The sequence below is a fragment of the Trinickia sp. NRRL B-1857 genome (genome assembly GCF_050470685.1).
Taxonomy (GTDB): Bacteria; Pseudomonadota; Gammaproteobacteria; order Burkholderiales; family Burkholderiaceae; genus Trinickia.
In genome coordinates this window covers 25,540-51,647 of sequence record NZ_JBFLUK010000001.1, presented here as the reverse complement: position 1 = coordinate 51,647, position 26,108 = coordinate 25,540, and the positions used below count along the sequence as shown (strand labels likewise).

Annotated in this window: 23 protein-coding genes and 1 tRNA gene; 11 read left to right on the top strand and 13 right to left on the bottom strand. The window is 63.3% G+C overall.

Translation table 11 applies throughout. The features are described from left to right. Position 1: 1 nt before the first annotated feature. The gene (locus AB1286_RS00275) at positions 2-1,909 is read right to left on the bottom strand and encodes an extracellular solute-binding protein (RefSeq protein WP_430361379.1); all 1,908 of its coding nucleotides are present in this window, start codon (positions 1,907-1,909) and stop codon (positions 2-4) included. A 110-nt stretch (positions 1,910-2,019) separates the two neighbouring features. On the opposite strand from AB1286_RS00275, the gene fabI reads away from it, so the two are divergent. Continuing rightward, on the top strand, positions 2,020-2,814 hold the full coding sequence (fabI, locus tag AB1286_RS00270; RefSeq protein WP_430361378.1) for an enoyl-ACP reductase FabI: 795 nt from the start codon (positions 2,020-2,022) through the stop codon (positions 2,812-2,814). 201 nt (positions 2,815-3,015) lie between these two features. Here fabI and AB1286_RS00265 read toward each other — a convergent pair whose 3' ends face one another. Then, positions 3,016-3,357, bottom strand: a complete 342-nt coding sequence (locus AB1286_RS00265; protein WP_430361377.1) for a hypothetical protein — start codon at positions 3,355-3,357, stop codon at positions 3,016-3,018. A 255-nt stretch (positions 3,358-3,612) separates the two neighbouring features. Here AB1286_RS00265 and AB1286_RS00260 point away from each other — a divergent pair, with 255 nt between their 5' ends. Further along, a complete protein-coding gene (locus AB1286_RS00260; RefSeq protein ID WP_430361376.1) occupies positions 3,613-4,833 on the top strand; it encodes a cytochrome P450 in 1,221 nt (406 codons plus the stop codon). A gap of 26 nt (positions 4,834-4,859) precedes the next feature. Here AB1286_RS00260 and AB1286_RS00255 read toward each other — a convergent pair whose 3' ends face one another. Both AB1286_RS00255 and AB1286_RS00250 read right to left on the bottom strand, forming a co-directional pair. Further along, the gene (locus tag AB1286_RS00255; protein WP_430361375.1) at positions 4,860-5,996 is read right to left on the bottom strand and encodes a hypothetical protein; all 1,137 of its coding nucleotides are present in this window, start codon (positions 5,994-5,996) and stop codon (positions 4,860-4,862) included. Between the two features lie 40 nt (positions 5,997-6,036). Beyond that, positions 6,037-6,645 carry a TetR/AcrR family transcriptional regulator gene (locus AB1286_RS00250; RefSeq protein ID WP_430361374.1) on the bottom strand — a complete coding sequence of 203 codons (609 nt, stop codon included), beginning with the start codon at positions 6,643-6,645 and terminating at the stop codon, positions 6,037-6,039. A gap of 96 nt (positions 6,646-6,741) precedes the next feature. Here AB1286_RS00250 and AB1286_RS00245 point away from each other — a divergent pair, with 96 nt between their 5' ends. Further along, on the top strand, positions 6,742-7,164 hold the full coding sequence (locus AB1286_RS00245) for a tautomerase family protein (RefSeq protein WP_430361373.1): 423 nt from the start codon (positions 6,742-6,744) through the stop codon (positions 7,162-7,164). 247 nt (positions 7,165-7,411) lie between these two features. Next, a complete protein-coding gene (locus AB1286_RS00240; RefSeq protein WP_430361372.1) occupies positions 7,412-7,792 on the top strand; it encodes a VOC family protein in 381 nt (126 codons plus the stop codon). Positions 7,793-7,915: 123 nt separating this feature from the next. Here the strand turns inward: AB1286_RS00240 and AB1286_RS00235 are convergent, their stop codons facing one another. The 7 genes from AB1286_RS00235 to cysS form a co-directional block, all read right to left on the bottom strand. Then, the gene (locus tag AB1286_RS00235) at positions 7,916-8,743 is read right to left on the bottom strand and encodes an isocitrate lyase/PEP mutase family protein (protein WP_430361371.1); all 828 of its coding nucleotides are present in this window, start codon (positions 8,741-8,743) and stop codon (positions 7,916-7,918) included. Positions 8,744-8,946: 203 nt separating this feature from the next. Continuing rightward, positions 8,947-9,040 (bottom strand) — tRNA-Ser (locus AB1286_RS00230). Between the two features lie 155 nt (positions 9,041-9,195). Then, the gene (locus AB1286_RS00225) at positions 9,196-10,446 is read right to left on the bottom strand and encodes an aspartate kinase (RefSeq protein WP_430361370.1); all 1,251 of its coding nucleotides are present in this window, start codon (positions 10,444-10,446) and stop codon (positions 9,196-9,198) included. Positions 10,447-10,798: 352 nt separating this feature from the next. Then, positions 10,799-12,304 carry a tRNA lysidine(34) synthetase TilS gene (gene tilS, locus AB1286_RS00220; protein ID WP_430361369.1) on the bottom strand — a complete coding sequence of 502 codons (1,506 nt, stop codon included), beginning with the start codon at positions 12,302-12,304 and terminating at the stop codon, positions 10,799-10,801. 63 nt (positions 12,305-12,367) lie between these two features. Next, the gene (locus AB1286_RS00215; protein WP_430361368.1) at positions 12,368-13,339 is read right to left on the bottom strand and encodes an acetyl-CoA carboxylase carboxyltransferase subunit alpha; all 972 of its coding nucleotides are present in this window, start codon (positions 13,337-13,339) and stop codon (positions 12,368-12,370) included. Positions 13,340-13,434: 95 nt separating this feature from the next. Further along, positions 13,435-14,238 (bottom strand): DNA-3-methyladenine glycosylase family protein, encoded by an 804-nt coding sequence (locus AB1286_RS00210; protein ID WP_430361367.1) that lies wholly within the window; start codon positions 14,236-14,238, stop codon positions 13,435-13,437. Positions 14,239-14,288: 50 nt separating this feature from the next. Further along, the gene (cysS, locus tag AB1286_RS00205; RefSeq protein ID WP_430361366.1) at positions 14,289-15,686 is read right to left on the bottom strand and encodes a cysteine--tRNA ligase; all 1,398 of its coding nucleotides are present in this window, start codon (positions 15,684-15,686) and stop codon (positions 14,289-14,291) included. Between the two features lie 229 nt (positions 15,687-15,915). On the opposite strand from cysS, the gene AB1286_RS00200 reads away from it, so the two are divergent. The 4 genes from AB1286_RS00200 (at position 15,916) to AB1286_RS00185 (ending at position 18,662) form a co-directional block, all read left to right on the top strand. After that, positions 15,916-16,626, top strand: a complete 711-nt coding sequence (locus AB1286_RS00200; RefSeq protein ID WP_430361365.1) for a tetratricopeptide repeat protein — start codon at positions 15,916-15,918, stop codon at positions 16,624-16,626. 40 nt (positions 16,627-16,666) lie between these two features. Next, positions 16,667-17,248: a peptidylprolyl isomerase gene (locus AB1286_RS00195; RefSeq protein ID WP_430361364.1), complete on the top strand. Its 582-nt coding sequence runs from the start codon at positions 16,667-16,669 to the stop codon at positions 17,246-17,248. A gap of 80 nt (positions 17,249-17,328) precedes the next feature. After that, entirely contained in the window at positions 17,329-17,823 is a 495-nt protein-coding gene (locus AB1286_RS00190) for a peptidylprolyl isomerase (protein WP_430361363.1), read from the top strand. Continuing rightward, the gene (locus AB1286_RS00185; protein ID WP_430361362.1) at positions 17,820-18,662 is read left to right on the top strand and encodes a UDP-2,3-diacylglucosamine diphosphatase; all 843 of its coding nucleotides are present in this window, start codon (positions 17,820-17,822) and stop codon (positions 18,660-18,662) included. Before AB1286_RS00190 ends, AB1286_RS00185 begins: the two co-directional genes overlap by 4 nt. Before the next feature lie 73 nt (positions 18,663-18,735). Here AB1286_RS00185 and cysE read toward each other — a convergent pair whose 3' ends face one another. Together cysE and AB1286_RS00175 are read right to left on the bottom strand one after the other, a co-directional pair. Continuing rightward, entirely contained in the window at positions 18,736-19,527 is a 792-nt protein-coding gene (cysE, locus tag AB1286_RS00180) for a serine O-acetyltransferase (protein ID WP_430361361.1), read from the bottom strand. 229 nt (positions 19,528-19,756) lie between these two features. Next, positions 19,757-20,590, bottom strand: a complete 834-nt coding sequence (locus AB1286_RS00175) for an RNA methyltransferase (RefSeq protein WP_430361360.1) — start codon at positions 20,588-20,590, stop codon at positions 19,757-19,759. 322 nt (positions 20,591-20,912) lie between these two features. On the opposite strand from AB1286_RS00175, the gene AB1286_RS00170 reads away from it, so the two are divergent. From AB1286_RS00170 to mutS, 3 genes are all read left to right on the top strand, one after another. Continuing rightward, positions 20,913-21,713, top strand: a complete 801-nt coding sequence (locus AB1286_RS00170; RefSeq protein WP_430361359.1) for an inositol monophosphatase family protein — start codon at positions 20,913-20,915, stop codon at positions 21,711-21,713. A gap of 119 nt (positions 21,714-21,832) precedes the next feature. Then, entirely contained in the window at positions 21,833-23,131 is a 1,299-nt protein-coding gene (lplT, locus tag AB1286_RS00165; RefSeq protein ID WP_430361358.1) for a lysophospholipid transporter LplT, read from the top strand. A 276-nt stretch (positions 23,132-23,407) separates the two neighbouring features. Then, positions 23,408-26,107: a DNA mismatch repair protein MutS gene (mutS, locus tag AB1286_RS00160; protein ID WP_430361357.1), complete on the top strand. Its 2,700-nt coding sequence runs from the start codon at positions 23,408-23,410 to the stop codon at positions 26,105-26,107. Position 26,108: the final 1 nt, after the last annotated feature.

Below are 26,108 nucleotides of genomic sequence, written 5' to 3'. Positions count from 1 at the left end.
ATCAGCGCGCCGCCGCCCCCTCCTCCGACGACGGCGCGAGCCACCAGTTCGATACGATCCAATCTTCCGCCGAATAGTACAGCGGCAGCGTGGCCGGATAGCGCAGCGTGCGTTTGTAGGCGACGCGATGTGTGGCGCTGTACCACTGCGGCACGACGTAATAGCCGTGCATGAGCACCCGATCGAGCGCACGCGCCGTATCGACGAGCTGCTCCTTCGTTTGCGCATGAACGAGCGAGCGCAAAATCGCATCGATAGCCGGCGACTTGACGCCCATGAGGTTGTCCGAGCCCTGCTCGTCGGCCGATTTGCTGCCGAAGCGCGAGACCTGCTCGGTACCGGGCACCTGCACGCCCGGGTAGCGCAACATGGTCATGTCGAAGTCGAAGGCGTCGTAGCGCTTTTGAATCAAGGCGAAATCGACCGCGCGATAGGCAACCTCGATCCCAAGCTTGCTCAGGTTGCGAATATAGGCGCTCATGATCGGCTGAATCGACGCGCTTTGCCCCGAGTCGTCGAGGATCTCGAACCTGAACGGCTGCCCTTGCGCATTGCGCAGTGCACCGTCGCGGTAGTGCCAGCCGGCCTGCTCCAACAGCGCTCGCGCTTGAAGCAGATTGGACCGTAGGGAGCCCGGTGGATCGGTATCGGGTTGAACCGTCATGGGTCCGAATACGGCCGGGTCGAGCTCTCCACGCAGCGGGTTCAAGATGGCGAGCTCGCCCGCGCTCGGCATGCCCGTCGCCTGTAGCGGACTGTCGGCAAAGTAGCTGTCGAGCCGCGTATAGGCGCCGAAAAACAGTTGCCGGTTCAGCCATTCGAAGTCGAATGCGAGATCGAGCGCCTTGCGCACGCGCACATCCTTGAACAGCGGGCGCCGCAGATTCATCACGAGACCCTGCATACCCGCGCCGTTGTGCTGGCGAAACTCGCGCTTGACGAGTTCGCCGTCGTCGAAGCGCTTTCCCACATCGCGTCGCGCCCAATTGCGCGAGATGTACTCGACGAGCGCATCGTACTCGCCGGCCTTGAAGGCTTCGAGCCTCGCGGTGCTGTCGGCGTAGAGCTTATAAGTGATCGCGTCGAAGTTGTCCGTTCCGACGCGCACCGGCAACGTGGCGCCCCAATACGACGGATTGCGTCGATAGGTGATCGTGTGGCCGCCGTCATATCGATCGATGAGATAGGGGCCGCTCCCGATCGGCGGTTGAAATGCCAGCTGATCGAGCGGCACGTGCGTGCCGTCGGGATTGAGCCCCCACTTGCGCGAGAACACCGGGACCGCCCCCGCGATCAGCGGCAGCTCGCGGTTCGGCTGCCGGAACTCGAAGCGGATCGTAGCCGCATCGACGACCACCGCACGGGCGATGTCGCTATAGAAAGCGGCGAATTGCGGCGCCGCTTGCGGGCTCTTCAGCGTATCGAACGAGTATTTGACGTCCTCGGCCGTCACCGCGTCGCCGTTCGAAAACCGCGCACGCGGATTGATGTGAAACGTCACCGAGAGCCGATCGGGCGCGACCTCGATGTCGTCGGCCAGAAGCCCGTACGCCGAAGCCACCTCGTCGCTGCTACCGGTGGTCAGGCTTTCGAACAACAGGTCGATGCCGGGCGCCGTATTGCCTCTAAGCGTGAACGGATTGAACTTGTCGAAACTCGTGAGCCGGCTCGGATTGGAGAGCACGAGGGTGCCGCCTTTTGGCGCATCGGGATTCACATAGTCGAAGTGCGTAAATCCGGGCGGATATTTGGGCGCGCCGAATTGGGCAATCGCATAGACGGCATGGGCCGGGGTCGCGCAGCCCAGCAGCCAGGCTAGCGCACACGTCAACAGCAGATGCCGGGGGCCGAGTTTGCGCTCGGCGCGCGGCGTGCGTAAGCGTCGGACAATCGTCGTCGTCGCCTTCATCGGGAGATCGGAAGTGGGCAATGTGAGAGAATTCTACCCAAACCCGTACCCGCCACCGCCGTGCAGCGTTGCGCGCACGCCGCGGGGCACCGATAACGCTAGGAGAATTCATGGGCTTTCTCGCTGGAAAACGCATTTTGCTGACCGGTCTTCTGTCGAACCGCTCGATCGCCTACGGCATCGCGCAAGCCTGTAAGCGCGAAGGCGCCGAACTCGCTTTCACGTATGTCGGCGACCGCTTCAAGGACCGTATCTCCGAATTCGCCGCCGAATTCGGCAGCGAACTCGTGTTTCCGTGCGACGTCGCCGACGACGCGCAAATCGAAGCGCTCTTCACCTCGCTCGGCCAGCATTGGCCGAAGTTGGACGGTCTCGTGCACTCGATCGGCTTCGCGCCGCGCGAAGCGATCGCCGGCGACTTCCTCGACGGCATGACGCGCGAGAACTTCCGTATCGCACACGACATCTCCGCCTACAGCTTCCCCGCGCTGGCCAAGGCCGCGCTGCCGCTGCTGTCCGAGGACGCATCGCTGCTGACGCTCTCGTACCTCGGTGCCGAGAAAGTCATCCCCAACTACAACACGATGGGCGTCGCCAAAGCCGCGCTCGAAGCATGCGTGCGCTACATGGCCGGCTCGCTCGGCGCCAAGGGCACGCGCGTGAATGCGATTTCGGCCGGCCCCATCAAAACGCTGGCCGCGAGCGGCATCAAAGGCTTCGGCAAGATTCTCGACTTCGTCGAGCACAACGCGCCGCTCAAGCGCAACGTGACGATCGAGCAAGTGGGCAACGCAGCTGCGTTCCTGCTCTCGGATCTCGCGAGCGGCGTAACGGGCGAAATCATGCACGTCGATAGCGGCTTCAGCACGGTCGTCGGCGGGATGACGCCCGAAGCCGCCGAGTAAGGCTGAGCTTGGACGCTCGCTCTTGCGCGCTCACGGCTCGAACCCGGTGAGCGCGCGCATCGCCGAGCGCTGCCCCGAATGAAACAAAACCGCCTGCGGCGCATGCCCAGGCGGTTTTGTTTTTCTCCGATCGATGGCCCGCTTAGGCGCTTGCCGGAGTCTCCCTGATTGCCAGCCGTTTACCGGTAGCCCAATCCAATATCAGTGGTCCCAACCATGGCCGTGACCATGGTCATGGCCCCAGTCGCGGCCGCGGTCGTGGTCCCAGCCGCGATGGCGCCACTCGTCGCGGCCCCACCAGCGACGGCCGTCCCAATAACGATCGCCATGCCAGCCGATCACCACCGCAGGGGCCATATACACGGGAGCCGGCTGATAGACGACCGGCGGCGGAGGCGGCGCATAGACGGGAGCCGGGGCAACATACACAGGGGCCGGAATGCCGATGTTGACGCCGATGTCCACCCTCGCCATCGCCGAAGTGGAGACGCCGACGGCAAGGGCGCCGACGGCCAACGAGACCATGGAGAAAAGCGATTTCACGGTGACACCTTTAAATACGTAGCGTGGTTGGATGGAACTATAGCGCGGGGTGTCCGATAGTCGTATTTCAAACTTGTAACTGTTGATGCAGAACATCTTTACAACTCTCGAGCGGCCGGGCGCCCCGTAATGCCAACCTACTGAGACGCGCCCGGGCACTTATGCGTCCGCGTACGGAAACCTATAGAGCCTTACAGGTCGTCGGAAGAAATCGAACTGGTGTAATCGGTGCATCGATCGATGATGGAGTACGCCATGCCGACCGCTTGCGATCCGCCCCGCCGCCCGCCGGGCGTCGCCGATGTCCCCCGCCTGACCGTCGACATGCTCGATGCCGATCCGCATGCCGTCTATCGGCAATACCGCCGCCAATTTCCGTTCGTCGAGCACGAAAAAGGCGGTGTCCTCGTCCTGCGATATGCGGACGTCGCACGCCTCGGCAAGGACCCGCGTCTCGTCTTTACGGAAACGGCGTGGCCCGAAAAACACGGCATTGCAACCGGCGCGATCTTCGAGTTGTGCCGCATGATGTTTCAAAACAGTCGCGAGCCGCATCGGCGCCGACGCGAAGTGTTCAATACGGGCTTCTCGCCGCGAGCGATCGACGCGTGGCGCCCCACCATCCGCAAGATCGCCGATGAATCGATCGATCGTTGGCACGAGGGCCAACAGATCGAACTCGTCGAGCATTTCACCTCGGAGGTGGCCGCTCGATCCACCTGCGAACTGCTCGGCTTGCCCAGCGGCGATCGGGCACTGCTGACCCGGCTCGCGTGCACGGTGTCCGAGTTTTTCGACGTCAGCGTCACGCAAGCGCAACTGCCGGGCATTCAAGCGGCGACCGAGGAACTCGTGCATTACCTCGCAGCGGTGGTAAAGGAGCGCCGGCGCACACCTCGCGATGATTTGATCTCGCGTTTCGTGGCCGAGGACGAGGCCGACTCATCGTCGGCGGAACAGGTCGGACTGCAACTGGTGCCCCCTCTTCTTGCGGGCATCGACACGATGCTCAAGGCCGGAGCGATCCAAGTGGCGCTATTGCTCCAGTACCCCGAACAATGGCACGTCGTTCGCCGCAGCCCAGAGCGGATTGCCGATGCCGTAACCGAGGCGCTGCGCTACGAACCGACGGTCAGCAGCTTGTGGCGCACCACGACGCAGGACATCGAACTCGACGGATCGACGATACCCGCGGGGCAGTTCGTCGAGCTCGCGACCATGTCGGCGATGCGCGACGAAAGCGCTTACATCGCCCCGGACGTGTTCGATATTCGTCAACAAAGGCCCGTACAGTCGCATCCGGCTTTCGGCTATGGCCGCCACCGCTGTGTGGGAGAGGCACTGGTGCGCACCGAGCTGGAAGAAAGCCTTTCGGCACTGGTCACGCGTCTACCCGGCTTGCGTTTGGTCGAGGCGCCGCGGATCCATGGCCATGCGGGAATACGACGCATCGGCCCCATGAAGGTCGCTTGGTGAGGGGCGACGATAGGTCGCGGCACGCCTTATCGAGTCACGCGGCGCAATACCTGACGATCGCCATTGGATTGCGCGACGACCGTCCAAAGCGTATCGCCGTCGAACGATGCCCCCGTCGCCCGGTCACCGAGATCGTGCGTGGCGACGATGGCGCCTGCCGCCGGATCGATATCGAGCAGCAGCGCAGCGTGCTTCTCGCCGCAACCCGTACCCACGATCTGTAGCGTCGCCGCCTTGACACCGAGCGCATCCACGCTGCAAATCGTGCTTTTCATCGACATCCGCCGCGCGACGCGCCCGAACGCATCGATCACGGAGATCGACAGACGATCGCCGCTCACGCCAACGTCGGCGATGCCGCCATCCGGCAGCGAGACCGCGCCTTGCGCGTCAATGTTCGTCGGATAAACGAAGGTCGACCATAGGTATCGCATCTTGCCCAGATCGATCTTGGACACGGCGTACCCTTCATGAAGGGATGCGCTCGCACCGGGATTGGCGAGGAATTGCCCTGAAATGAGCAGGCTCGTCCCATCGAGCTTCGCGTAACTCCCGGTCCAAAACGCGCCCGTCGGCAAAACGACGAACTGCTTGCGTGCGAGGTCTTGGTCGAACCGGACAAGAAACAGGCTGCGCTTGCCGCCTCGATCGACCCCATCGGTGCTTGTGCCGCCGACGATCGATAGCCCATCGGGTCCCGCCTCGAACAAGTTCTCCCATACGTCGGCACCGACGTCGACGCGCTGCGCCTTCAGCAACTTGCCTGTCGACGAAATCTTGCTCACGATCAATTGAGTGTGGCTCTGGGCGGCGAACGAATCCGTCCGCTCCTCCGTGAGCGCGTAGTAGAACTCGCCGTCGCGAATGCACTTCATCCCCGCGTTTTCGAAGTGATCTTTCGCGTAGGGAATATCGGTCTTCCAAAGCACACGCCGCGCGTGCGTATCGACGAGCAGCATCATCGCGCTATGGTTCGGAACCTCGTCGTGATAGACGTCCCCCGAGATGCAATAAAGCCCCTCGCCCGCCGCGGTAATCGAGGAAGCCGTGAACTCCGCAGGAACGTCCAGCACGATGTCCGCCGATGCCGCGAACCCACGCGGCGCGATCAACGATAGGGATAGAAATAGCGCTGCCGATACCCGCGCACGGATGTGCTTCATGTTGTTTTCTCTCTTGTTCTTGTTTTGACGACGACGGCGCTCAATCGCGCGCCGCCGGCTCCGTGAGCGCCGTCGCATACCGGGCGACCGCATTGGCGATACGTTCGGAGGCGGCCGGATCGCGCACGGCGCGCGCAAGCGTAACACCGCCCGCCAGCAACGACAAAAGCGCGATGGCGCGATCGTCATGGTCGTCGCCCGGCAAGTCACGCAAGCCGGAGGACACTTCGTCGACGATCGATGCCAATACCTTTTCGTAGGCATCGCGCGTCTCGTCGTCCGCGCGCATCACTTCCGGGGAAAGGCTCGCGAGCGCACAGCTTTCACCGAGATCGCACGTGCGCCGCTGGCCGAGGTAGAACGCGATGAATGGACGGCACCAGCGCGGGCCCTGTTCGGTTTTCAGCGCCGCGATGGCGTCTTTGAGTTGTTGCATGCCCGAGAGCACCACGGCGCGAAACGCCTCGCTCTTCGACTTGAAATGGCCGTAGAACGCCCCGTTCGTCACCCCGGCTTCTTTCGTCAGCGGGCCGATGCCTGAACCACCATACCCTTCGCGACGAAAGAGCCTCGCGGCAGCGTCCAGAATCCGTTCGCGGGTCTCGTACTTGTGTTCGATCGAGTAACGCATAAATGTTTTATAGAGCATGTGCTCTCTATTGCATAGAGAGCGGTTGGTATGTATTCTATAGAGAGCGATCGCTATTTATATCATGTCCCAGCCAACCGACCTGGAGGTATTGCTATGCCGATCACATTGACCGTTCCCGAAGGTGTTTTCAACGCCGATGCCGAGGCGAAGGTATTCGCCGCACTCACCGATACCCTGCTCGAAATCGAAGGGCTGCAAGACAACGCATTCATGGTGCCGAACGTCGTGGGCACTTTGAGCGTGTTGCCGCGCAATCGCATCTTCTCGGGAGGGGTAGCCGCGGATGCCGCGTTCGTCGAATTGAAGCTGCCCGCGGTAGCGCTGGCTTCGTCCGATGCCAAACGGCGCTTTATCGAGCGGGCGACACAGATCGTGTCGAACGCTTCGGGCGGCCGCTTGGTACCCGAGCGGGTTTGGGTGAATGTCGTTTATGCCGCCGATGGGGCATGGGGTATCGGCGGACGCGCCTACGACAATGCGGCACTGGGTGGAGCGATTCAGGCGGCCGCGCGGTAACGCTGTCATGTGCCCTACACCTGCGTGATCCCGTCGAATGGACGTGGACTGTGCGCGTGCGGGCAGGGCCAAGGCCCCATGGGCTTAAACCCTGTCCGCAACGCGCGTTTGCGAACGGCGTAAACTCGACGAACAGCCACGCAAATACGCCGTGCGGGCCTTGTTGGCGTTTGAACGGCTAGACCAGCAAAACGCTTGCGCTCCTCGCGCCACCCTATGTATCGCTCGAGATAGGAGGTCGTTAGCCATGAGTGTCGCTTTGAACCACACCATTGTCTACGCGCGCGACCGCGACGCATCCGCCGCATTTCTCACCGAAATTCTCGGGCTTGCGGAGCCCAAACCGTTCGGCCCGTTCCTTACCGTCCATCTAAGCAACGATGTCACGATGGACTTCATCCAAGCCGAGCACACGCCAAACGCGCAGCATTACGCATTTCTCGTCAGCGAGGCCGAATTCACGGAAATCATGGGCCGGATCGAGGGCCGCAAGCTACAGTACTGGGCCGATCCGGCCAAGCGGCACGAAGGCGAGATCAATACACGCGACGGTGGGCGAGGCGCTTATTTCGAGGATCCGAGCGGCCACTTTCTCGAGATCCTGACGCGTCCGTATGGCGGGCACTAGAGCGCGAAAGCACTGGAACACGACACCGCTAACACGCAGCCCCGCGGCCATTGCGAGGCTGCCCGCCCCGTGTCTCGGAAGTCCTGCCTGCATAGGTCCGAGCCAGGTAGGACAGCAGCCCTCTTACTGAGACTCGTCCGCAAACAGCCCGTTGAGTTGTGCGCCCGACGCGGCATCGCCGAATCCGTCGAAACGCCCTTGCACGAGCGACTGCGCGGCGCGCATGAAGCCACCCCAAGCCGCCCGTGCGAGCGCACCGCCCACGCTGACACGGCGCACGCCGAGCCCCTCGAGATCGGCAAGCGTCATCGGCGAATTCGCGCCGATGAGCACGTTGACGGGCTTGGGTGCCACGGCTTGCACCACGGCTTTGATTTGCTCGGCCGTCTGAATCCCCGGCGCATAAAGGCAGTCCGCGCCCGCCGCCGCATAGGCCTTCAGACGTGCCAGCGTATCGTCCAAATCGGGTACCCCGACGATGAAATTCTCCGCGCGGCCGATCAGCAGCGTATCGCCGCCGCTTGCATCGATTGCACGACGCGCGGCCTTGAGCCGCGCCACGGCCTCTTCGATCGGAAACAGCGGAGCGCCGGCAACGCCTGTGGAGTCCTCGATGGAGAGGCCGGCTACGCCGGTTGCAATCGCAAGTTTGACGCTCTCGCCCACTTCGTCCGGGCTTGCGCCGAAGCCGTTTTCGAAGTCGGCGTTGACCGGCAGATCGGTCGCTTCCACGATCGTCCGAAGATGTGCAAGGACGGCCTCGCGGCTCACATGATTGTCGGCATGGCCATTGGACCAAGCGAATCCGGAACTAGTCGTCGCAACGGCTTGGAAACCCTGGCTTTCGAGATAGCGGGCGCTACCGGCATCCCAAGGATTCGGCAGCACGAAGCAGCCGGATGCGTGCAGAGCACGGAAGGCAGCGCGTTTTTCAGCAACGGTACGTGGCATGGCGGCTCCAAAAGAGAAAGAAGGCGGCGAACCTCGTTTCCCTCGCCCCACCTTCTCGCGCCATTTAAACCCATTTATGCAAATCTCACCGCGAGTTGGGCAATTGGAGGATGGGCTTGTGCTGCGCGGCCTCGATCGAGGCGGCGCCCCAAAAGGAAAAGCCCCGCGAGTCCTAGAACTCGCGGGGCTTTGTCACCGCCTATTGGCGGAGACGGAGGGATTCGAACCCTCGATCCAGGTTTTGGCCCAGATGCTCCCTTAGCAGGGGAGTGCCTTCGACCTCTCGGCCACGTCTCCCAAAATCGCCGTCGCACCGGGAGTGCAGTGCAACGAGACCAAGATATTAACGGGAATGATTACGTAGGTCAAATGATGCGGCGCATTTTTTTATCGCACCGCCCATTCTCCCGGCGTGGCCGCACCGGCCTCACCCCGTTCAAGTACGCGGTGCCTTACGCTTGCTCGAGTTCGAACGCTTTATGCAGCGAGCGTACGGCAAGCTCCATGTACTTCTCGTCGATCAGCACCGAAATCTTGATTTCCGACGTCGAGATCATCTGGATGTTGATGCCCTCTTCCGACAGCGTGCGGAACATCTTGCTCGCGATGCCGACATGCGAGCGCATGCCCACACCGACGACCGAGACCTTCGACACGCGCGGATCGCCCACGACTTCCTCGGCGTTCACGTGACCCTTCACGTGATTGACGAGGATATCCATCGCGCGTTGGTAGTCGCCACGGCCCACCGTGAACGTGAAATCGGTCTTGCCGTGCACGCTCTGGTTTTGGATGATCATGTCGACGTCGATGTTCGCGTCGGCAACCGGGCCGAGGATCTGGTAGGCGATGCCCGGCTTATCGGGCACGCCGCGCACAGCGATGCGCGCTTCGTCGCGTTGGAACGCGATGCCGGAGATGACTGCTTTTTCCATGGTCTCGTCTTCTTCAAAGGTGATCAGCGTGCCCGATTTCATTTCTTCCTCGACCGGAATCATCGGGTCGGTCAGGCTCGAGAGTACGCGCGTTTTCACACGATACTTGCCCGCGAATTCGACCGAGCGGATCTGGAGCACCTTCGAGCCGAGGCTGGCCATTTCCAGCATTTCCTCGAAAGTGACGCGATCGAGCCGGCGCGCCTCTTCCACCACGCGCGGATCGGTCGTATAGACGCCGTCGACGTCGGTGAAAATCAAGCATTCGTCGGCTTCGAGCGCCGCCGCCACCGCCACCGCGGAGGTATCCGAACCGCCGCGGCCGAGCGTCGTAATGTGCCCTTCCGGATCGACGCCTTGGAAGCCCGTGATGACCACGACCTTGCCGGCGTCGAGATCGCGCATCACGCGTTCGTCGTCGATTTCGTTGATGCGCGCTTTCGTGAACGCGCTATCGGTCTTGATCGGCACTTGCCAGCCGGCATAGCTCACGGCTTCCACGCCGATCTCTTGCAACGCGATCGAGAGCAACCCCACGCTGACTTGTTCGCCCGTCGCCGCAATGACGTCGAGCTCGCGCGGGCTCGGTTGGCTCGAAATCTCTTTGGCGAGACCGAGCAAACGATTGGTTTCGCCCGACATCGCAGAGGGCACGACAACCATTTTATGCCCGGCCTGATGCCATTTCGCGACGCGCTTGGCGACGTTCTTGATGCGCTCGACCGAGCCCATCGAGGTGCCGCCGTATTTATGTACGATGAGTGCCATTGTCGTTCTGAACTGGAGGAGAAACCGCGCCGATGCGCCAAGAGCAGAACCGCAAGACTGCCCGTTCGGTCTCGCGGCCTCGTGAGCACTACGACGACGAAGGATGGCTGCGAAAGCGTGAGCGCAGCGTGCGCGGATTGCCCAGATGCGAAGCGCTTGCTGCGCGTGCCTATCGCCGGTGCGGGTAGCGAGGCAATAGGCGACGAATACGCGCAAAGCGCGCAAACGGCTGCGAAAGCGGATCGGGCGAGCCTTCGAGCGTACTTGATCGAGGGCGAAAAGACAAGCGCGGGAAGCCGCGGGTGTCAATCGGGCGCGACGCCAAGAAAAGGCGCCTCGGGCCGCGGAGCATTCATGCGATCAGCAAGTCCTCGCGCCATTCGAGCCGCCAGCGTCCACCGCGCCGCTGCGACGGCGACAGCGCTTGCTCGGCTGCGCCGTTGATGCCCACGCGCGGCACGAACAGCAGCGCCTCCCCCACGTAAATGAGCGGCACATCGCGCTCCCACGCGGGCACGCCGAGCTCCTGGAATAAGTTCTTCAAGGTGCGCGCCGCCCCGCCCGGCATGCGCTGCACGCGCTCTCCGCCGGTGCGCGCCCGCGCAAAGAGCGGCGCGCTGGCCAGCAGCGCTTCGGCGACCGTATCGGGGCCCGCGTCGTCCTCGGTCGTGGGCACGAATACGACCGATCCGCGCCATTGCGCCAAGTGCCACACCTGCTGACCGCTCCAGGCCAGCCGCTCGGTGCGTTTCGCCTCGCCCATAGGGCGTTCTGCGTCGACGGCCGCGTGCGCCGAGTCTCGCTTGGCGGCGTCGTTTCGCCGCCGCTCCTCGCCCTGCCCCGTCGGCCGCAGCACACGTTGGGCTGCGCGCTGTTCCCAATAAATCTTGTCCCGGTACATCCGCAAACAGGCGCCGCCGTGCATGACGCTGAGCCCGTGACCGTCGCGCGCCTGGCGCAATTGCCGCAGCATGTCCGCCAAGCGCGCGGCCGACGGCGTGGGCAAAGCCGCGGTGCGGATCCACACGCGCATGAGATTGGTCGCGCGCGCGTCGTCGAGCGCAGTCAACGCCTTACGCGAAAGCGCCACACCCTCGTCGCGACCGACCGTGCGCAGGTCGATCTGCGCCAAATCGTCCAGCAGGCGTTGCGCGGCGGCAGCATGACGAGCGGTACGCGCAAGCGCGTCGCGATAACCGGGAAAGCGCGTACTGAGCGCCGGCATTACGTCGTGCCGCAACGCATTGCGCGCATAGCGCGTATCGGCGTTGGACTCGTCCTCGATCCAGCGCAAGCCCCGAAGCGCCGCATAGCGATTGAGTTGCGCGCGCAACAAGGGCAAAAAGGGACGCACGCGCCGCACGGCCGACGACTCGTCGACGCGCTGCGGCGCCATCGCAGCGAGCCCCGCCACGCCGGCCCCGCGCAGCAGCTGAAGCAATACCGTTTCGGCTTGATCGTCGGCATGATGCGCGAGCCATAGCACCGCTGCGCCGTTGCGTGCGCACATCGCGTCGAGCGCCTGATAACGGGCCTCGCGCGCGGCCGCCTCGAGACTCTCGCCGTTGTCGCGCCGGACGCGCACGTGCTCGGCATCGAAGCGCGCCGCGAGCGAAAGCGCCGAGGCTTCGCAATGAGCGAGCCAGCGATCGGCGTTCGGACTGAGACCGTGATGAACGTGCAAGGCGACGCAGCGCGCCGCGCCCGCGACGCGTACCGCCGCATCGAGCAGCACCGTGGAGTCGAGGCCGCCGCTATAGGCGATTGCGATTGTCGCGTCGGCAGGGACAGTAGAAAGCACGCCGCCGAGGGCATCGAGAACGATGCGCTCGGCGGCGATGTCGACGGAAACGTTCACGTCAGGGATTAGGTATGGATCCCGTGTTCGGCCATGTTCGCCGAACGCGGTCCGGGGCTCGGCTTACGCACCCGGGAACGATTCCTTGTACTTGCCGTAGCTCATCAAGCGCTCGAAGCGACGCTGACGCAAGTCGGCCACGCTCATACCTTGGAATTGGCGCAGCGAGTCGGCCAGTGCACGGCGCAGCAACGCCGCCATGCCCTTCAGGTCGCGGTGCGCACCGCCCAACGGCTCGTTGACGATCTTGTCGATGAGGCCAAGCGCCTTCAATCGATGCGCCGTCAAGCCGAGCGCTTCGGCTGCTTCGGACGCTTTTGTCGCACTCTTCCACAGAATCGACGCACAGCCCTCGGGCGAAATCACCGAGTACGTCGAAAACTGCAACATCAGCACGGTATCGGCGACCGCGATCGCCAGTGCCCCGCCCGAGCCGCCCTCGCCGATCACCGTCGTGATAATGGGCGTCTTCAGCTCGGCCATGACGTACAAGTTACGGCCGATGGCTTCCGATTGCCCCCGCTCCTCGGCGCCCACGCCGGGGTATGCACCGGGGGTATCGACGAACGTGAAGATCGGCAAGCCGAACTTCTCGGCAAGCCGCATCAGCCGTTCGGCCTTGCGGTAGCCTTCCGGACGCGGCATACCGAAGTTGCGCGCTGCACGTTCCTTCGTATCGCGGCCCTTTTGATGGCCGATGACCATGCACGGATGGCCGTTGAAACGGGCCAAGCCGCCGACGATCGACAAATCGTCCGCAAACGACCGGTCGCCGTGCAACTCGTGAAAGTCCGTGAACAGCTCGCCTACGTAGTCGAGCGTGTACGGGCGCTGCGGGTGTCGTGCGATTTGCGTGACCTGCCACGGGGACAGATTCGCATAAAGGTCTTTGGTGAGCTGTTGGCTCTTCTTCGACAACCGCTCGATCTCTTCCGAAATATCGACAGCCGAGTCGTCCTGGACAAAGCGCAATTCTTCGATTTTCGCTTCGAGTTCCGCGATGGGCTGTTCGAAATCCAGAAAGGTCGTTTTCATATGTTCGTTCCTAGAATCCTGCGGCAGCGCGTATTCTAACCGCGCCGGCTCCGTGCTGAATCAGGCAAAACTATCGTATACAAAAACTGATAGTTTTATTCGGCAAGCCCGTCGAGGCTACGCCACATATACCACGTTGCCACCGTCCGCCACGGCTCCCAGTTCGCCGCGACTTCGCGCGCTTCGCTGCGCGTGACGGGCTCGCCGCTGAAGTAGTTCACGCTGATGGCGCGAATGAGGCCGAGATCGTCGAGCGGCAGCACGTCGGGACGCGACAAATTGAAAATCAAAAACATCTCGGCGGTCCACCTGCCGATCCCGCGAATCTGCGTGAGCTCGGCAATCACGGCTTCGTCGTCCATCGACATCCATTTGTCGACGTGCAAGGCGCCCGAGAGAAAATGCTCGGCGAGATCGAGCAGATAGTCCGACTTGCGCTTGGACAGCCCGCAGGCGACGAGCTTCTCTTGGCCGAGCTTTTTAAACTGCTGCGGCGACAGTTTAGGACACGCCGATTCGATCCGCTCCCAAACCGCTTGCGCGACCTGAACCGACACTTGCTGCCCCACCACGGAGCGCGCGAGCGTCACGAACGGATCGCTGCCGTTCACGAGATGAACGGGCCCGAACTTCGGAATCAGCCGCTTCAAGATTCGATCGCGCTTCACGAGATCCGCGCACGCGCGATCCCAATACGCGGGTCGAGTGACCGCGGGCTCGAGCCCGCCGATCTGAACCGGCGCCGCGGCGCCGTTCGGCTTGACCGCGCTTTCCTTCTTCGTGCCGGTGGCGCGCTTCGCGGCCGCCTTCTCATTCGTGTCATTCGGTGCCGACGCCACGGTCGCGCGCGTGTCGCCCTTGCGACTGGCGCGTGCGGGCGCCTTCCTGGCCGTTGCCATCTTGCCTCCTGCCTGGCGAGTCGATCAGCGCGACGTGCGGTGCACGGTCGTCATACGCGGCGCCATTCGGTCAGCCCGCCCGGTTTGTCTTCAAGCGCAACACCGGCATCGAGCAACTCGGCTCGAATCCGATCTGCCTCGGCGTAGTTCTTCGCATGCTTGGCGGCCGCGCGCCCGGCGATCTTCGCTTCGATCGCGGCAACATCGAGACCTTGCGCATCGAGTGCGCCCGCTGCCTTTTGCAGAAATTCCCGCGGCTCGCGGCCAAGCAATCCCAATATGCCCGCCAGCGCGCGCAGTTGCCGTGCCGCGCCCGCATCGCGCGTGCGATTGACTTCGGTGGCGAGTTCGAACAGCACGGCCACGGCAACGGGCGTATTGAAGTCGTCGTTCATCGCTTCGCGGAATCGCTGCGCATGCGCCTCGCTCCAATCGAGCGGCGCGCTGTCGGGCGCCACGTCCTTGAGCGCCGTGTATAGGCGCGTGAGCGCGGCGCGCGCATCGTCGAGATGCACGTCGCTATAGTTGATCGGCGAACGGTAATGCGCACGCGCGAGGAAGAATCGAACCACCTCGGGATCGTATTTCGCGAGCACCTCGCGGATCGTGAAGAAGTTGCCGAGCGATTTCGACATCTTCTCGTTATCGATCTGCACGAAGCCGTTGTGCATCCAATAGTTGACGAACGTCTGGCCCGTGGCACCCTCGCTTTGGGCGATCTCGTTCTCATGATGCGGGAATTGCAAATCTTGCCCGCCGCCATGCAGATCGAAATGCTCGCCGAGCAGCGCGCAGCCCATCGCGGAACACTCGATATGCCAGCCCGGTCTACCCGGGCCGTAGTTGGAGTCCCACGTGCATTCGGCCGGTTCACCCGCCTTCGCGTGCTTCCACAGGACGAAATCGAGCGGATCTTGCTTCGCATCGCTAGTCGCGACGCGCTCGCCCGCGCGCAGATCTTCGAGCGACTTGCCGGAGAGCGCGCCGTAGCGTTCGAATTTGCGCACGGCGTAATTCACGTCGCCGTCTTTCGCCTGGTACGCGTAGCCGTTCGCCACGAGCGTATCGATCATGCCCAGCATCTGGGGAATGTAATCGGTCGCGCGCGGCTCGATATCGGGGCGCATGACGCCGAGCGCGTCCGCATCTTCGTACATCGCCGCGATGTAGCGATCGGTGACGGTCTTGATCGTTTCGCCGTTTTGAACGGCGCGGCGAATGATCTTGTCGTCGACGTCCGTAATATTGCGCACGTATGTCACTCGGTAACCGAGCGTGCGCAGCCAACGCTGAACGAGATCGAATACGACCAACAGCCGCGCGTGCCCGATGTGGCAGTAGTCGTAGACGGTAATCCCGCAGACGTACATCCGCACCTCGCCTGCACGGCGCGGCACGAACGATTGCTTGTCACGCGCGAGCGTGTTGTAGATGCGCAGTGATTCCATAGAGACGATGCGTGAGCCTTGAGCAATCCGCACTCGGCGACGTGCGCTTCGCAGCACTTTCGCGATGAAGCGCAAACGGCTTGCGCGGTGCGAATGTCTTCGCGCGACGAATGCTTCGAGCGAGCGGCGCGAAAGGCGACCACGACGGGCGGAAGACCGTTTGCCGTTGGAGGAAACCAGCAAACGTTTTGTTAGAATGGGCCGGAGTATAACACCCAGACACGAGCCTATGAAACCTTCCAGCGGCCGCACGCACCGTAGCGCGGCCCTCGTCGCCGCCTCCGTCCTGAGCCTTGCGCTCGCGGCTTTCAGCAGCGTGGCGGCACATGCGCAGAGCGCCCCGGCGGTTGCCGACGGCACGCCTCAAATCGACGCATCGATCGCCTCGCAAAACTGGAGCGCGGCACTCGTCGAACTCGACGCGCGCATCGCTTCGCATCCCCGGGACATCCAAGCGAAGTTCAAACGCGGCACGGTCCTCGCCCGCTTGAACCGCGACGACGATGCGATCCGTCAGTTCACCGAGCTCACGCAGCTCTACCCCGAGCTGCCCGAGCCGTACAACAATCTGGCAACGCTTTATGCCAAGCACGGGCGCTATCAAGAAGCGCGCACGGCGCTCGAGACGGCCGTGCAGGCCAACCCGAGCTATGGGCTCGCCTACGAAAACCTCGGCGACCTATACCTGCATCTAGCCGAACAATCGTATCGTCGTGCGCAAAGCCTCGGACAAGCGAGCGCGGCCGCCGCGCAGCGCGTGGCGCAAATCGATAAGATCGTATCGCCGGCCCCGGCCGCCGTGTCGGTCCCGGCCCCGGCCCCGAAGGCCGCGCCGACCGAACCGCGGACGACGGTCCCGGCCCTGACCGCGCCGGCCGTCGAATTCGGCGGGTCGAACGGTCCGTTCCCCATTCAGCCCTACGTCGCGCCGTCGCACTAGCGCGGCTTTCGCCCCGATCTCATCCACGTTGAGGACACCCATGAAAAGCTTTTGGTTGGCGCTCGGCAGCGCCGCTCTCATCGCGAACGCTCCCGCCTTCGCGCAAACGAATGCCGCTGCCGCGCACCCGCAAGTGCTGCTGAAAACGACGGACGGCGACATCAAGCTCGAGCTTTACCCCGAGCAATCGCCGAAGACGGTCGCGAACTTCCTCGACTACGTGAAATCCGGCCAATACAGCGGCACGATTTTCCATCGCGTGATCAAGGGCTTCATGATCCAGGGCGGCGGTTACACGGCAAGCTTCGCCGAGAAGCCGACGCGCGCGCCGATCCCGCTCGAAAGCCGTAACGGCCTGAAGAACACGACGGGCACGATCGCCATGGCGCGCACGAGCGACCCGAATTCGGCGACGGCTCAGTTCTTCATCAATACGGTCGATAACGCCGGGCTCGACTACCCGAATCCGGACGGCAACGGCTATGCCGTGTTCGGCAAGGTCATCTCGGGCATGGACGTTGTAAAGAAGATCGAAGCGACGCCCACTACGTCGCGCGGGCCGATGGCCGACGTGCCGCAACAGCCGATCGTCATCCAGTCGGCAACCGTCGTTTCGAAATAACGCGCTCCGGCGCCGGCGCGGTTCAGGCCGGCGGAGCCCCTTTAGTTAGTTTGGTAAGTAGATAAGGAAAGGAATTCATCATGGTCGAACTGCACACGAACCACGGCGTCATCAAGATCGCCCTCGACGCCGAGAAGGCCCCGAAGACGGTCGAAAACTTCCTCAATTACGTGAAGAAGGGCCACTACGACAACACCGTGTTTCACCGCGTGATCGACGGCTTCATGATCCAAGGCGGCGGCTTCGAGCCCGGCATGAAGCAAAAGCCGACGGACGCCCCGATCGACAACGAAGCGAACAACGGTCTGAAGAACGTCAAGGGCTCGGTGGCAATGGCGCGTACGAACGATCCGCACTCGGCCACGGCGCAATTCTTCATCAACGTCAACGACAACGACTTCCTCAATCACACGTCGCCGACGCCGCAAGGCTGGGGCTACGCGGTGTTCGGCAGTGTCGTCGACGGGCTCGATGTCGTCGAGAAGATCAAGAAGGTCCGCACGGGCTCGAAGGGCTTCCATCAGGACGTACCGCTCGATGACGTCGTCATCGAGAAAGCGGTCGTGGTCGATTGAACACGAGCATCATCCGAGATGCCGGCATCTCGGCGCGGCAAGACACGGGGCCTCGCAACGTCGAGGCCAGTGTGCCGCACGAGCACGGCCGCACGCGCCCCCATGCGCCGCGGCCGCTCTTGCTCATCTCCGATCTGCATCTGAGCACGTCGATTCCGCGCACGGTCGACGCGTTCGAGCATTTCATCCGCGTGACGGCCGATAACGCCGATTCGGTCTTCGTTCTCGGCGACTTGTTCGAGTATTGGATCGGCGACGACATGCTCGAAGCCGACCCGTTCGCGGCACGCATTGCGGCGATTTTGCACACGTTGTCGGAGCGCGGCATTGCCCTGTATGTGATGCATGGCAATCGCGATTTTTTACTGGGCAAACGATTCATGAAGGCAGCCGGCGCGATTTGGCTGCCCGACCCCTTCGTGATGACCGCATTCGGCGCGCGCATCGTGCTCGCGCACGGCGACGCGCTCTGCACGGCCGACCGCAAGTATCAAACGTTTCGTCGTGTCGCGCGCTGGCGCGCCGCGCAACTGCTGTTCCTCGCCTGGCCGTTCAGGTGGCGCCATGCGCTCGCCGAACGGATGCGGGCGTCGAGCGAGGAAGGCCGCACGCGTCCGCCCTCGCCGCTTTACGACGTAACGCATCAAGGCGTCGAGGAGTTGTTTCGCACGAGTCATACGACGACGATGATTCATGGGCATACGCATAAGCCCGCGCGTCATCTGGAGGCGAGCGGCACGCGCTGGGTGCTGCCCGATTGGGACCTCGACCACGGCCCGCGCCGCGGCGGCTATCTGCGTATCGACGCCGAAGGCATCCACGCCTTTCCGCTCGATTGAACGGACCGAGGGCAACGATCTCAGTTGCCCTCTCCCGCGCGCCCATTCGACCGGCGTGCGATTGACCTTCCCCTTAGCCTACGTTCGCATGCGTCTCTGCGCTCGCGGGCGCGGCGCCTTGAATCGCGGCGGACAGACGCTGCAAATCGACGACGGCCGCATCGGCGCCTTGCAACGCCTCGAGCCGAGCGCCGAGGCGCTCGAGCGCCGCGACGATTTCATCGACGCGTTGCTTTTCGTTCGCGGCATGGTCAATGAGACCGTGCAACGCGAGCGAGACCGGATCTTCCGCGTTAGGCGTGATGCCGTAAGCGCAAAACGCCGCATGCTCCGGCGAGCGCTTGCGATCGGCGGGTTGGATGACGCGTGCCGGATTGCCGACCGCCGTGGCGCCGGCAGGCACGGGTTTGACGACCACAGCATTCGACCCGATCTTCGCGTTTTCGCCGATCGTGAAGCCGCCTAGCACCTTGGATCCCGCACCGACGATCACGCCGCGCTCGAGCGTCGGGTGGCGTTTGGCGCCGCGCGTAAGCAACGTGCCGCCGAGCGTGACGCCTTGGTAAATCGTGCAGTCGTCGCCGATCTCGGCCGTCTCCCCCACCACGACGCCCATGCCGTGATCGATGAATACACGCCGCCCGACGGTGGCGCCCGGATGGATTTCGATTCCGGTCATGAACCGGGCGACTTGGGAAATAAAACGTGCCAGCCAGCGACGGCCGGCGCGCCAGCATGCATGCGACAACCGATGCGCCACGATCGCGTGTAGCCCCGGGTAACAGGTGAGCACTTCCCAAGCACTGCGAGCGGCGGGATCCCGCTCACGGATCGTGGCAATGTCTTCGCGAAGTCTCTCGAACATGTTGGGGCTCGCTTATTGAAGGGGCCGTGGGGTGGACGCGACAAGGCGCACGTTATGACGTCGCGCGATTTGCTTATGAAGCGCCGTTCGATTGTAGGAGGAAGATGGGCGGCGTGCAGAACGTAAAAGATCCACCCTGCACGCAACAGGGGCATTAGCGGCGGCAGGCGCCGAGTCTTAGCGCTTTTCAGCCAAGCGGCCCGCTACTGCCCTTAGAGCCGTCAGCCCATCAAGAAGAGGACGAGCGATCCCGGGTATGCGCCTTAAGCAAGATGTGTTTCGCGATCCCGCGGACGATGTTGACTTCCTCGCGCTCGAGGCCGGCGCGCGCGAACAGCCTACGCAATCGCGACATGAGCTTCTTCGGATTCGCGGGATCGAGAAACTCCAGCGAGATCAGCGCGTTTTCGAGGTGCACATACATGCGTTCGATATCGTCGTTCGGCGCGCGTCCGCCGCCGGACGCGTCGTCGGCGTCGGACACCGCTTCCCCTTGCTCGGGCGTCAGATAAGCGATACGCAACTCATAAGCAAGCACCTGCACCGCCTGAGCGAGATTGAGCGAGCTATAGGCGGGATTGGCCGGAATGTGAGCCAGTGCGCTACAACGCTCGACGTGTTCGTTGGACAGCCCAGTCCGTTCGTTACCGAAGACGAACGCGATGTCTCCGCCCTGTCCGTGCACGCGAGCCTCGGCTGCCGCCTCGCGCGGCGCGAGCTGCGGCGGGCCGTATTCGCGCATGCGCGCCGTCAGCGCAACCGACCAAGTGACGCCGGCCAGCGCATCGGCGATCGTCGGCACGATGCTTGCCGAGGCCAACACATCCTCCGCGCCGCTGGCCATGGCGATCGCTTCAGGGTCCGTTTGCACATGCGCGACGCGCGGCGCGACGAGCACGAGCCGCGAAAACCCCATCGTTTTGAGCGCGCGCGCGGCCGCACCTACGTTGCCGGGATGGCTGGGCTCGACGAGCACGAACAACGTCGAGGTGAAACCGCCCTGGGGACCGGATGCGCAGGTGTGCACGGTGGCCGACGGCGAATGCGAGATTGAGCGATTCAAGATGACTAGCTGGACGAAAAACCGAAAACGGGAAACAGGCGAATGAGCGGGTGTGACCTCCCGCTATGGTATCGCGCCCGCCGCCGCGATGCGAACCGGGGGCCGGGCAGGCGCCGCCGCGTCCTCGCAACGTTCGAGCCGAGCCGCCCCGGACTCAGGTAAAATCCCGGTATTCGTGCCCTTGCGCCGGGATGGTAGTCCGCCTGCGCATGCACATTGCTCTTCTTCAATTCGCTTTCGTCGACGGAATGCCTGCGCATTCCGGGCGGTTTGGCCCACCCGTCGCAGCGCTCGCACCGCCGCGGTACAAGGAATCCGTTTTATGCACCCGATGCTCAACATTGCCGTCAAAGCCGCCCGCCGCGCCGGACAAATCATCAACCGCGCCTCGCTCGATCTGGAACTCGTCCAAGTCAGCAAGAAGCAGCACAACGATTTCGTCACGGAAGTCGACAAAGCGGCCGAAGCGGCCATCATCGACACGCTTAAGACGGCGTACCCCGATCACGCGATTCTGGCAGAAGAATCGGGCCGTTCCGAAAACGAATCCGATTACGTGTGGATCATCGATCCGCTCGACGGCACGACCAATTTCATCCACGGCCTGCCCTATTACGGCGTCTCGATCGCATTGGCGCATCGCGGTGTCGTGACGCAAGCCGTCGTCTACGATCCGAATAGCAACGATCTGTTTACCGCCTCGCGCGGCCGCGGCGCCTATCTGAACGATCGGCGCATTCGCGTGGGCCGCCGCGACCGCCTCGGCGACGCGCTGATCGGCACGGGCTTCCCATTCCGCGAAGACGACCGGATCGAAGCGTATTGCCGCCTGTTCGCCGACATGACGCGCGCGTGCACGGGCCTGCGCCGCCCCGGCGCGGCGGCGCTGGATTTGGCCAACGTCGCGGCGGGCCGTCTCGACGGCTTCTTCGAACAAGGCCTGAGCCCGTGGGACATGGCCGCGGGCAGCTTGCTGATCACGGAAGCCGGCGGCCTCGTGGGCAACTACACGGGCGATTCGGAATTTTTGAACGTCGGCGAGATCGTCGCGGGCAACCCCAAGATCTATGCGCAAATGGTGCCGATCTTGAGCACCTACAGCCGCGTGGTGCAAAAGGATTAAGGGTCGGTCGACGCGCGCCGCGTTCAGGCGCCGCGCAACGTGCGACGAAAGGCGGCTGCGGCCGCCTTTTTCCATAAAAGTCTCCTTTTTTCGAGTGCGCTCACGGCTCGGCCCATCCGATGAAAAAAGGCTTCTACACGATCATCGCCGCGCAGTTCGTTTCGTCGCTCGCCGACAACGCGCTGCTGATCGCCGCGATCGCGCTGCTCGGCGCCATGCATGCGGCCAACTGGTTCACGCCGCTGCTACAGATCCTGTTCACGATGTCGTACGTGCTGCTGGCGCCGTTTGCCGGCGCTTTCGCCGATGCGCTGCAAAAGCGTCACGTGATGTTCGCGGCCAATGCCATGAAGGCGCTCGGCTGCGCGATGATGCTGGCGAACGTACACCCCATGCTCGCCTACGGCGTAGTCGGTATCGGGGCAGCCGCGTACTCGCCGGCCAAGTACGGCATCTTGACGGAGCTCTTGCCCGCGCCGCGGCTGGTGGCCGCCAACGCTTGGCTCGAGTCTGCGACCGTCTTGTCGACGATCCTCGGCACCGCGCTCGGCGGCGCGCTCATCAGCCCGCTCGCGCAGCGCTTCGTGAGCGAACGGCACTGGCCGTTGGTTCACAACGCCCCGGATTTCGCGATGTTTGCCGTGATGCTCGTCTATGCGGCCGCCGCGCTCGTCAACATCGGCATCCCCGATACGGGCGCGCGTTACGTGAATCGTCTCCGCGAGCCGCAGCGGCTCGTGGGCGAATTCGTCGACGCGTTCAATCTGCTTTGGCGCGACGAACTCGCGCAAATCGCGTTATGGGTGACGACGCTCATGTGGGGCGCCGCCGTCACGCTGCAATTGCTCGTGCTTAAGTGGGCCAATGTCAACTTGGGACTGTCGCTCTCGAAGGCCGCGCTGATGCAAGGGGCCACGGGCATCGGAATCGCGCTCGGCGCGGGTGCCGCCGCCGCGTTCGTGCCGCTCGCCCGCTCGTTGAAGGTGCTGCCTGTCGGCATTGCGGCGGGCGTCGTGGCGGGTGCGATGGCGTTTTACGGCAAGTGGCTGTTCCCGCCCACGGCCGGCCTTCATCTGGGCGCTCACTTCATCGCCGCGTATATCGTCCTCGCCTACCCGCTCATGATCGCGCTCGGTGGCCTGGCGGGGTACTTCATCGTGCCGATGAATGCGTTATTGCAGCATCGAGGCGCCACGCTGATCACGGCTGGGCACTCCATCTCCGTGCAAAATTTCAATCAGAACCTCGCCGTGCTGTTGATGCTCGGGGCCTATGCCCTGCTGCTGGGCGCAAACATGCCGGTGCAGTGGATCATCGTCACGTTCGGAACGTTCGTGTGCGCGATGATCTGGCTGGCGAAGCGACGCAGCGCGGTCAATGCGCGCAGGGTCGATGTGCGGGCGATGATCGAGGAGTGACGTCACCGCAGATCGCGCGGTTTGAGAGATCCCGAATCCCCTAGAATGTAGGGCTTGTTTCGGACTTCGCTTCGAATAAGGTGCGCATCCGCTCGATATGCCGCACCCCGACTGTACGGGGATAGATTGGCCTTTCGGCCGAACCCGTGCCGGTTGCGTCACGCAGTATATTCAGCGAAGCGTTGCCGCTCGCCTAGCGTTGCGGACACTTTGCGCGAACGTTCGAAGATCTAACGCGATAGTCCGCACCCGAACACGTTTTTCCGATTACGACGAATGAAAACCGAAACCAGCGTCGATGCTCCGGCGGAATCCGCGCTCGCGAAGCACACGCCCTACATGCAGCAGTACTTGCGCATCAAAGCCGACCACCCCGGCACCCTGCTGTTTTTCCGCATGGGCGACTTCTACGAGCTCTTCTTCGAAGATGCCGAGAAGGCGGCGCGCCTGCTCGATCTCACGCTCACGCAACGCGGCGCTTCCGCGGGCAATCCGATCAAAATGGCGGGCGTGCCCCATCACGCCGTCGAACAATACCTCGCCAAACTCGTCAAGTTCGGCGAGTCCGTTGCGATCTGCGAACAGATCGGCGATCCGGCCACCTCGAAAGGGCCGGTCGAACGCAAGGTCGTGCGTATCGTCACGCCGGGCACGTTGACCGATGCCGCATTGCTCTCGGACAAAAGCGATGTCTATCTGCTCGCCGCTTGCCCCGCGCATAACAAGCGCGGCGTGCTGACAGCGATCGGCCTGGCTTGGCTCAATTTAGCCAGCGGCGCATTGCGACTTGCCGAAGTCGCGCCCGGAGAAGTCGGCGCGGCGCTCGAGCGCATTCGCCCGGCCGAGGTGCTGGTAGCGGACGGCGCGGGAGAAGCAATCCCCGGCATCGCCAGCGCGATCATGACGCGCGTGCCGGCCTGGCACTTCGACGTCGCCTCGGGCGTGCAACGGCTGTGCGATCAACTGAACGTCGCAAGCCTCGACGGCTTCGGCGCCGAGGGGCTGACGAGCGCGTGCGGCGCGGCGGGCGCGGTCCTGCTTTACGCTTCCTCGACACAAGGCCAGCAGTTGCGCCATGTGCGTAGCCTCAAAGTCGAAACGGAGTCGGAATACATCGGCCTCGATCCCGCCACGCGCCGCAATTTGGAATTGACGGAGACGTTGCGCGGCGGCGAATCGCCCACGCTGTGTTCGCTGCTCGATACCTGTTGTTCGACGATGGGTAGCCGTCTGCTGCGCCACTGGATCCATCATCCGCCCCGCGCGACGGTGATCGCGCAATCGCGTCAGCAAGCGATCGGCGCGCTGCTCGATGCGCCGCACGGCGCGAGCCTCGATATGCTGCGCGGCGCCCTGCGCAAAATCGCGGACGTCGAACGGATCACGGGCCGGCTCGCCCTACTCTCGGCGCGCCCGCGCGATCTCTCGAGTCTGCGCGATACGTTTGCGACATTGCCGGCCTTGCGCGAGCTCGTCATCGCGATGGCGGCCGGCACGCCGGCGCTGGAGCGCATCGGCATGGCGCTGGAGCCGCCGGCCGGCTGCGTCGATTTGCTCACGCGCGCGATTGCCGAAGAGCCGGCCGCGATGGTGCGCGACGGCGGCGTCATCGCGCGCGGCTACGATCCCGATCTCGACGAGTTGCGCGACATTTCCGAAAACTGCGGCCAATTTTTGATCGACCTCGAAACGCGTGAACGCACGCGCACGGGCATCAACAATTTGCGCGTCGAGTACAACAAGGTTCACGGGTTTTACATCGAAGTCACGCGCGGCCAAACGGACAAAGTCCCCGACGACTATCGGCGCCGGCAAACGCTGAAAAACGCCGAGCGTTACATCACGCCCGAGCTCAAAGCGTTCGAGGACAAGGCGCTCTCGGCGCAAGAACGTGCGCTCGCACGCGAACGTGCGCTGTACGATGCCTTGCTGCAAACGTTGCTGCCGTTCATCGAAGACTGCCAACGCGTGGCGGCGGCGCTCGCCGAATTGGACGTGCTCGGCGCATTCGCGGAGCGTGCGCAGGCTTTGAGCTGGGTCGCGCCCGAATTCACCGAAGACGGCGGCATCGAGATCGAGCAAGGCCGGCATCCGGTGGTGCAAGCGCAAGTCGAGCAGTTCGTCGCCAACGATTGCAGCTTGAACGCACAGCGCAAACTGCTTTTGATCACCGGACCGAACATGGGCGGTAAATCGACCTTCATGCGGCAGACGGCGTTGATCGCGCTGATGGCCTATGTCGGCAGTTACGTGCCCGCGCAACGGGCCTGCTTCGGGCCGATCGATCGGATCTTTACGCGTATCGGCGCGGCGGACGACCTCGCCGGCGGCCGCTCGACCTTTATGGTGGAGATGACCGAGGCCGCCGCGATCCTGAACGATGCGACCGAGCGAAGCCTCGTGCTGATGGACGAAATCGGCCGCGGCACATCGACGTTCGATGGCCTTGCTCTCGCTTGGGCGATTGCGCGGCATCTGCTCTCGGCCAACGGTTGCTACACGCTCTTCGCGACGCACTACTTCGAGCTGACACAGTTGCCCGCCGAATTCGCGCAAGCGGCCAACGTCCACTTGTCGGCCGTCGAGCATGGGCACGGCATCGTGTTCCTGCATGCAGTCAGCGAGGGGCCGGCCAGCCAGAGCTACGGCCTACAAGTCGCGCAGCTCGCAGGCGTGCCGCCGGCCGTCATCCGCGCTGCGCGCAAACACCTGGCGCATCTCGAACAGCAGTCGGTCACGCAAGCCACCCCGCAACTCGACTTGTTCGCGGCGCCAGCCTATGCCGAAGATGCGCCCGACGAGATCGGCGATACGCACACAGGCACGCACTTGTTCGGCGAGCACCCGGCGCTTGAGCGGCTCAAGGGCCTCGATCCGAACGAGCTTCGGGCACGCGAAGCGCTCGATCTGATCTACGAATTGCATGAGCTTGCGATCGCCGCAAACGAGAGCGACAGTGCGGAGCACAAGCGGTGAC

What these genes read in the sequence shown, in the direction of transcription:
- AB1286_RS00190 (WP_430361363.1), top strand. Translation starts at nt 17,329, where the DNA reads ATGGTCGAACTGCACACGAACCACGGCGTCATCAAGATCGCCCTCGAC.
- AB1286_RS00170 (WP_430361359.1), top strand. Translation starts at nt 20,913, where the DNA reads ATGCACCCGATGCTCAACATTGCCGTCAAAGCCGCCCGCCGCGCCGGA.
- AB1286_RS00215 (WP_430361368.1), bottom strand. Translation starts at nt 13,339, where the DNA reads ATGAAAACGACCTTTCTGGATTTCGAACAGCCCATCGCGGAACTCGAA.
- fabI (WP_430361378.1), top strand. Translation starts at nt 2,020, where the DNA reads ATGGGCTTTCTCGCTGGAAAACGCATTTTGCTGACCGGTCTTCTGTCG.
- AB1286_RS00225 (WP_430361370.1), bottom strand. Translation starts at nt 10,446, where the DNA reads ATGGCACTCATCGTACATAAATACGGCGGCACCTCGATGGGCTCGGTC.
- cysE (WP_430361361.1), bottom strand. Translation starts at nt 19,527, where the DNA reads ATGTTCGAGAGACTTCGCGAAGACATTGCCACGATCCGTGAGCGGGAT.
- AB1286_RS00240 (WP_430361372.1), top strand. Translation starts at nt 7,412, where the DNA reads ATGAGTGTCGCTTTGAACCACACCATTGTCTACGCGCGCGACCGCGAC.
- AB1286_RS00275 (WP_430361379.1), bottom strand. Translation starts at nt 1,909, where the DNA reads ATGAAGGCGACGACGACGATTGTCCGACGCTTACGCACGCCGCGCGCC.
- AB1286_RS00210 (WP_430361367.1), bottom strand. Translation starts at nt 14,238, where the DNA reads ATGGCAACGGCCAGGAAGGCGCCCGCACGCGCCAGTCGCAAGGGCGAC.
- lplT (WP_430361358.1), top strand. Translation starts at nt 21,833, where the DNA reads ATGAAAAAAGGCTTCTACACGATCATCGCCGCGCAGTTCGTTTCGTCG.
- AB1286_RS00255 (WP_430361375.1), bottom strand. Translation starts at nt 5,996, where the DNA reads ATGAAGCACATCCGTGCGCGGGTATCGGCAGCGCTATTTCTATCCCTA.
- AB1286_RS00245 (WP_430361373.1), top strand. Translation starts at nt 6,742, where the DNA reads ATGCCGATCACATTGACCGTTCCCGAAGGTGTTTTCAACGCCGATGCC.
- AB1286_RS00235 (WP_430361371.1), bottom strand. Translation starts at nt 8,743, where the DNA reads ATGCCACGTACCGTTGCTGAAAAACGCGCTGCCTTCCGTGCTCTGCAC.
- AB1286_RS00195 (WP_430361364.1), top strand. Translation starts at nt 16,667, where the DNA reads ATGAAAAGCTTTTGGTTGGCGCTCGGCAGCGCCGCTCTCATCGCGAAC.
- AB1286_RS00260 (WP_430361376.1), top strand. Translation starts at nt 3,613, where the DNA reads ATGCCGACCGCTTGCGATCCGCCCCGCCGCCCGCCGGGCGTCGCCGAT.
- AB1286_RS00250 (WP_430361374.1), bottom strand. Translation starts at nt 6,645, where the DNA reads ATGCTCTATAAAACATTTATGCGTTACTCGATCGAACACAAGTACGAG.
- AB1286_RS00200 (WP_430361365.1), top strand. Translation starts at nt 15,916, where the DNA reads ATGAAACCTTCCAGCGGCCGCACGCACCGTAGCGCGGCCCTCGTCGCC.
- mutS (WP_430361357.1), top strand. Translation starts at nt 23,408, where the DNA reads ATGAAAACCGAAACCAGCGTCGATGCTCCGGCGGAATCCGCGCTCGCG.
- cysS (WP_430361366.1), bottom strand. Translation starts at nt 15,686, where the DNA reads ATGGAATCACTGCGCATCTACAACACGCTCGCGCGTGACAAGCAATCG.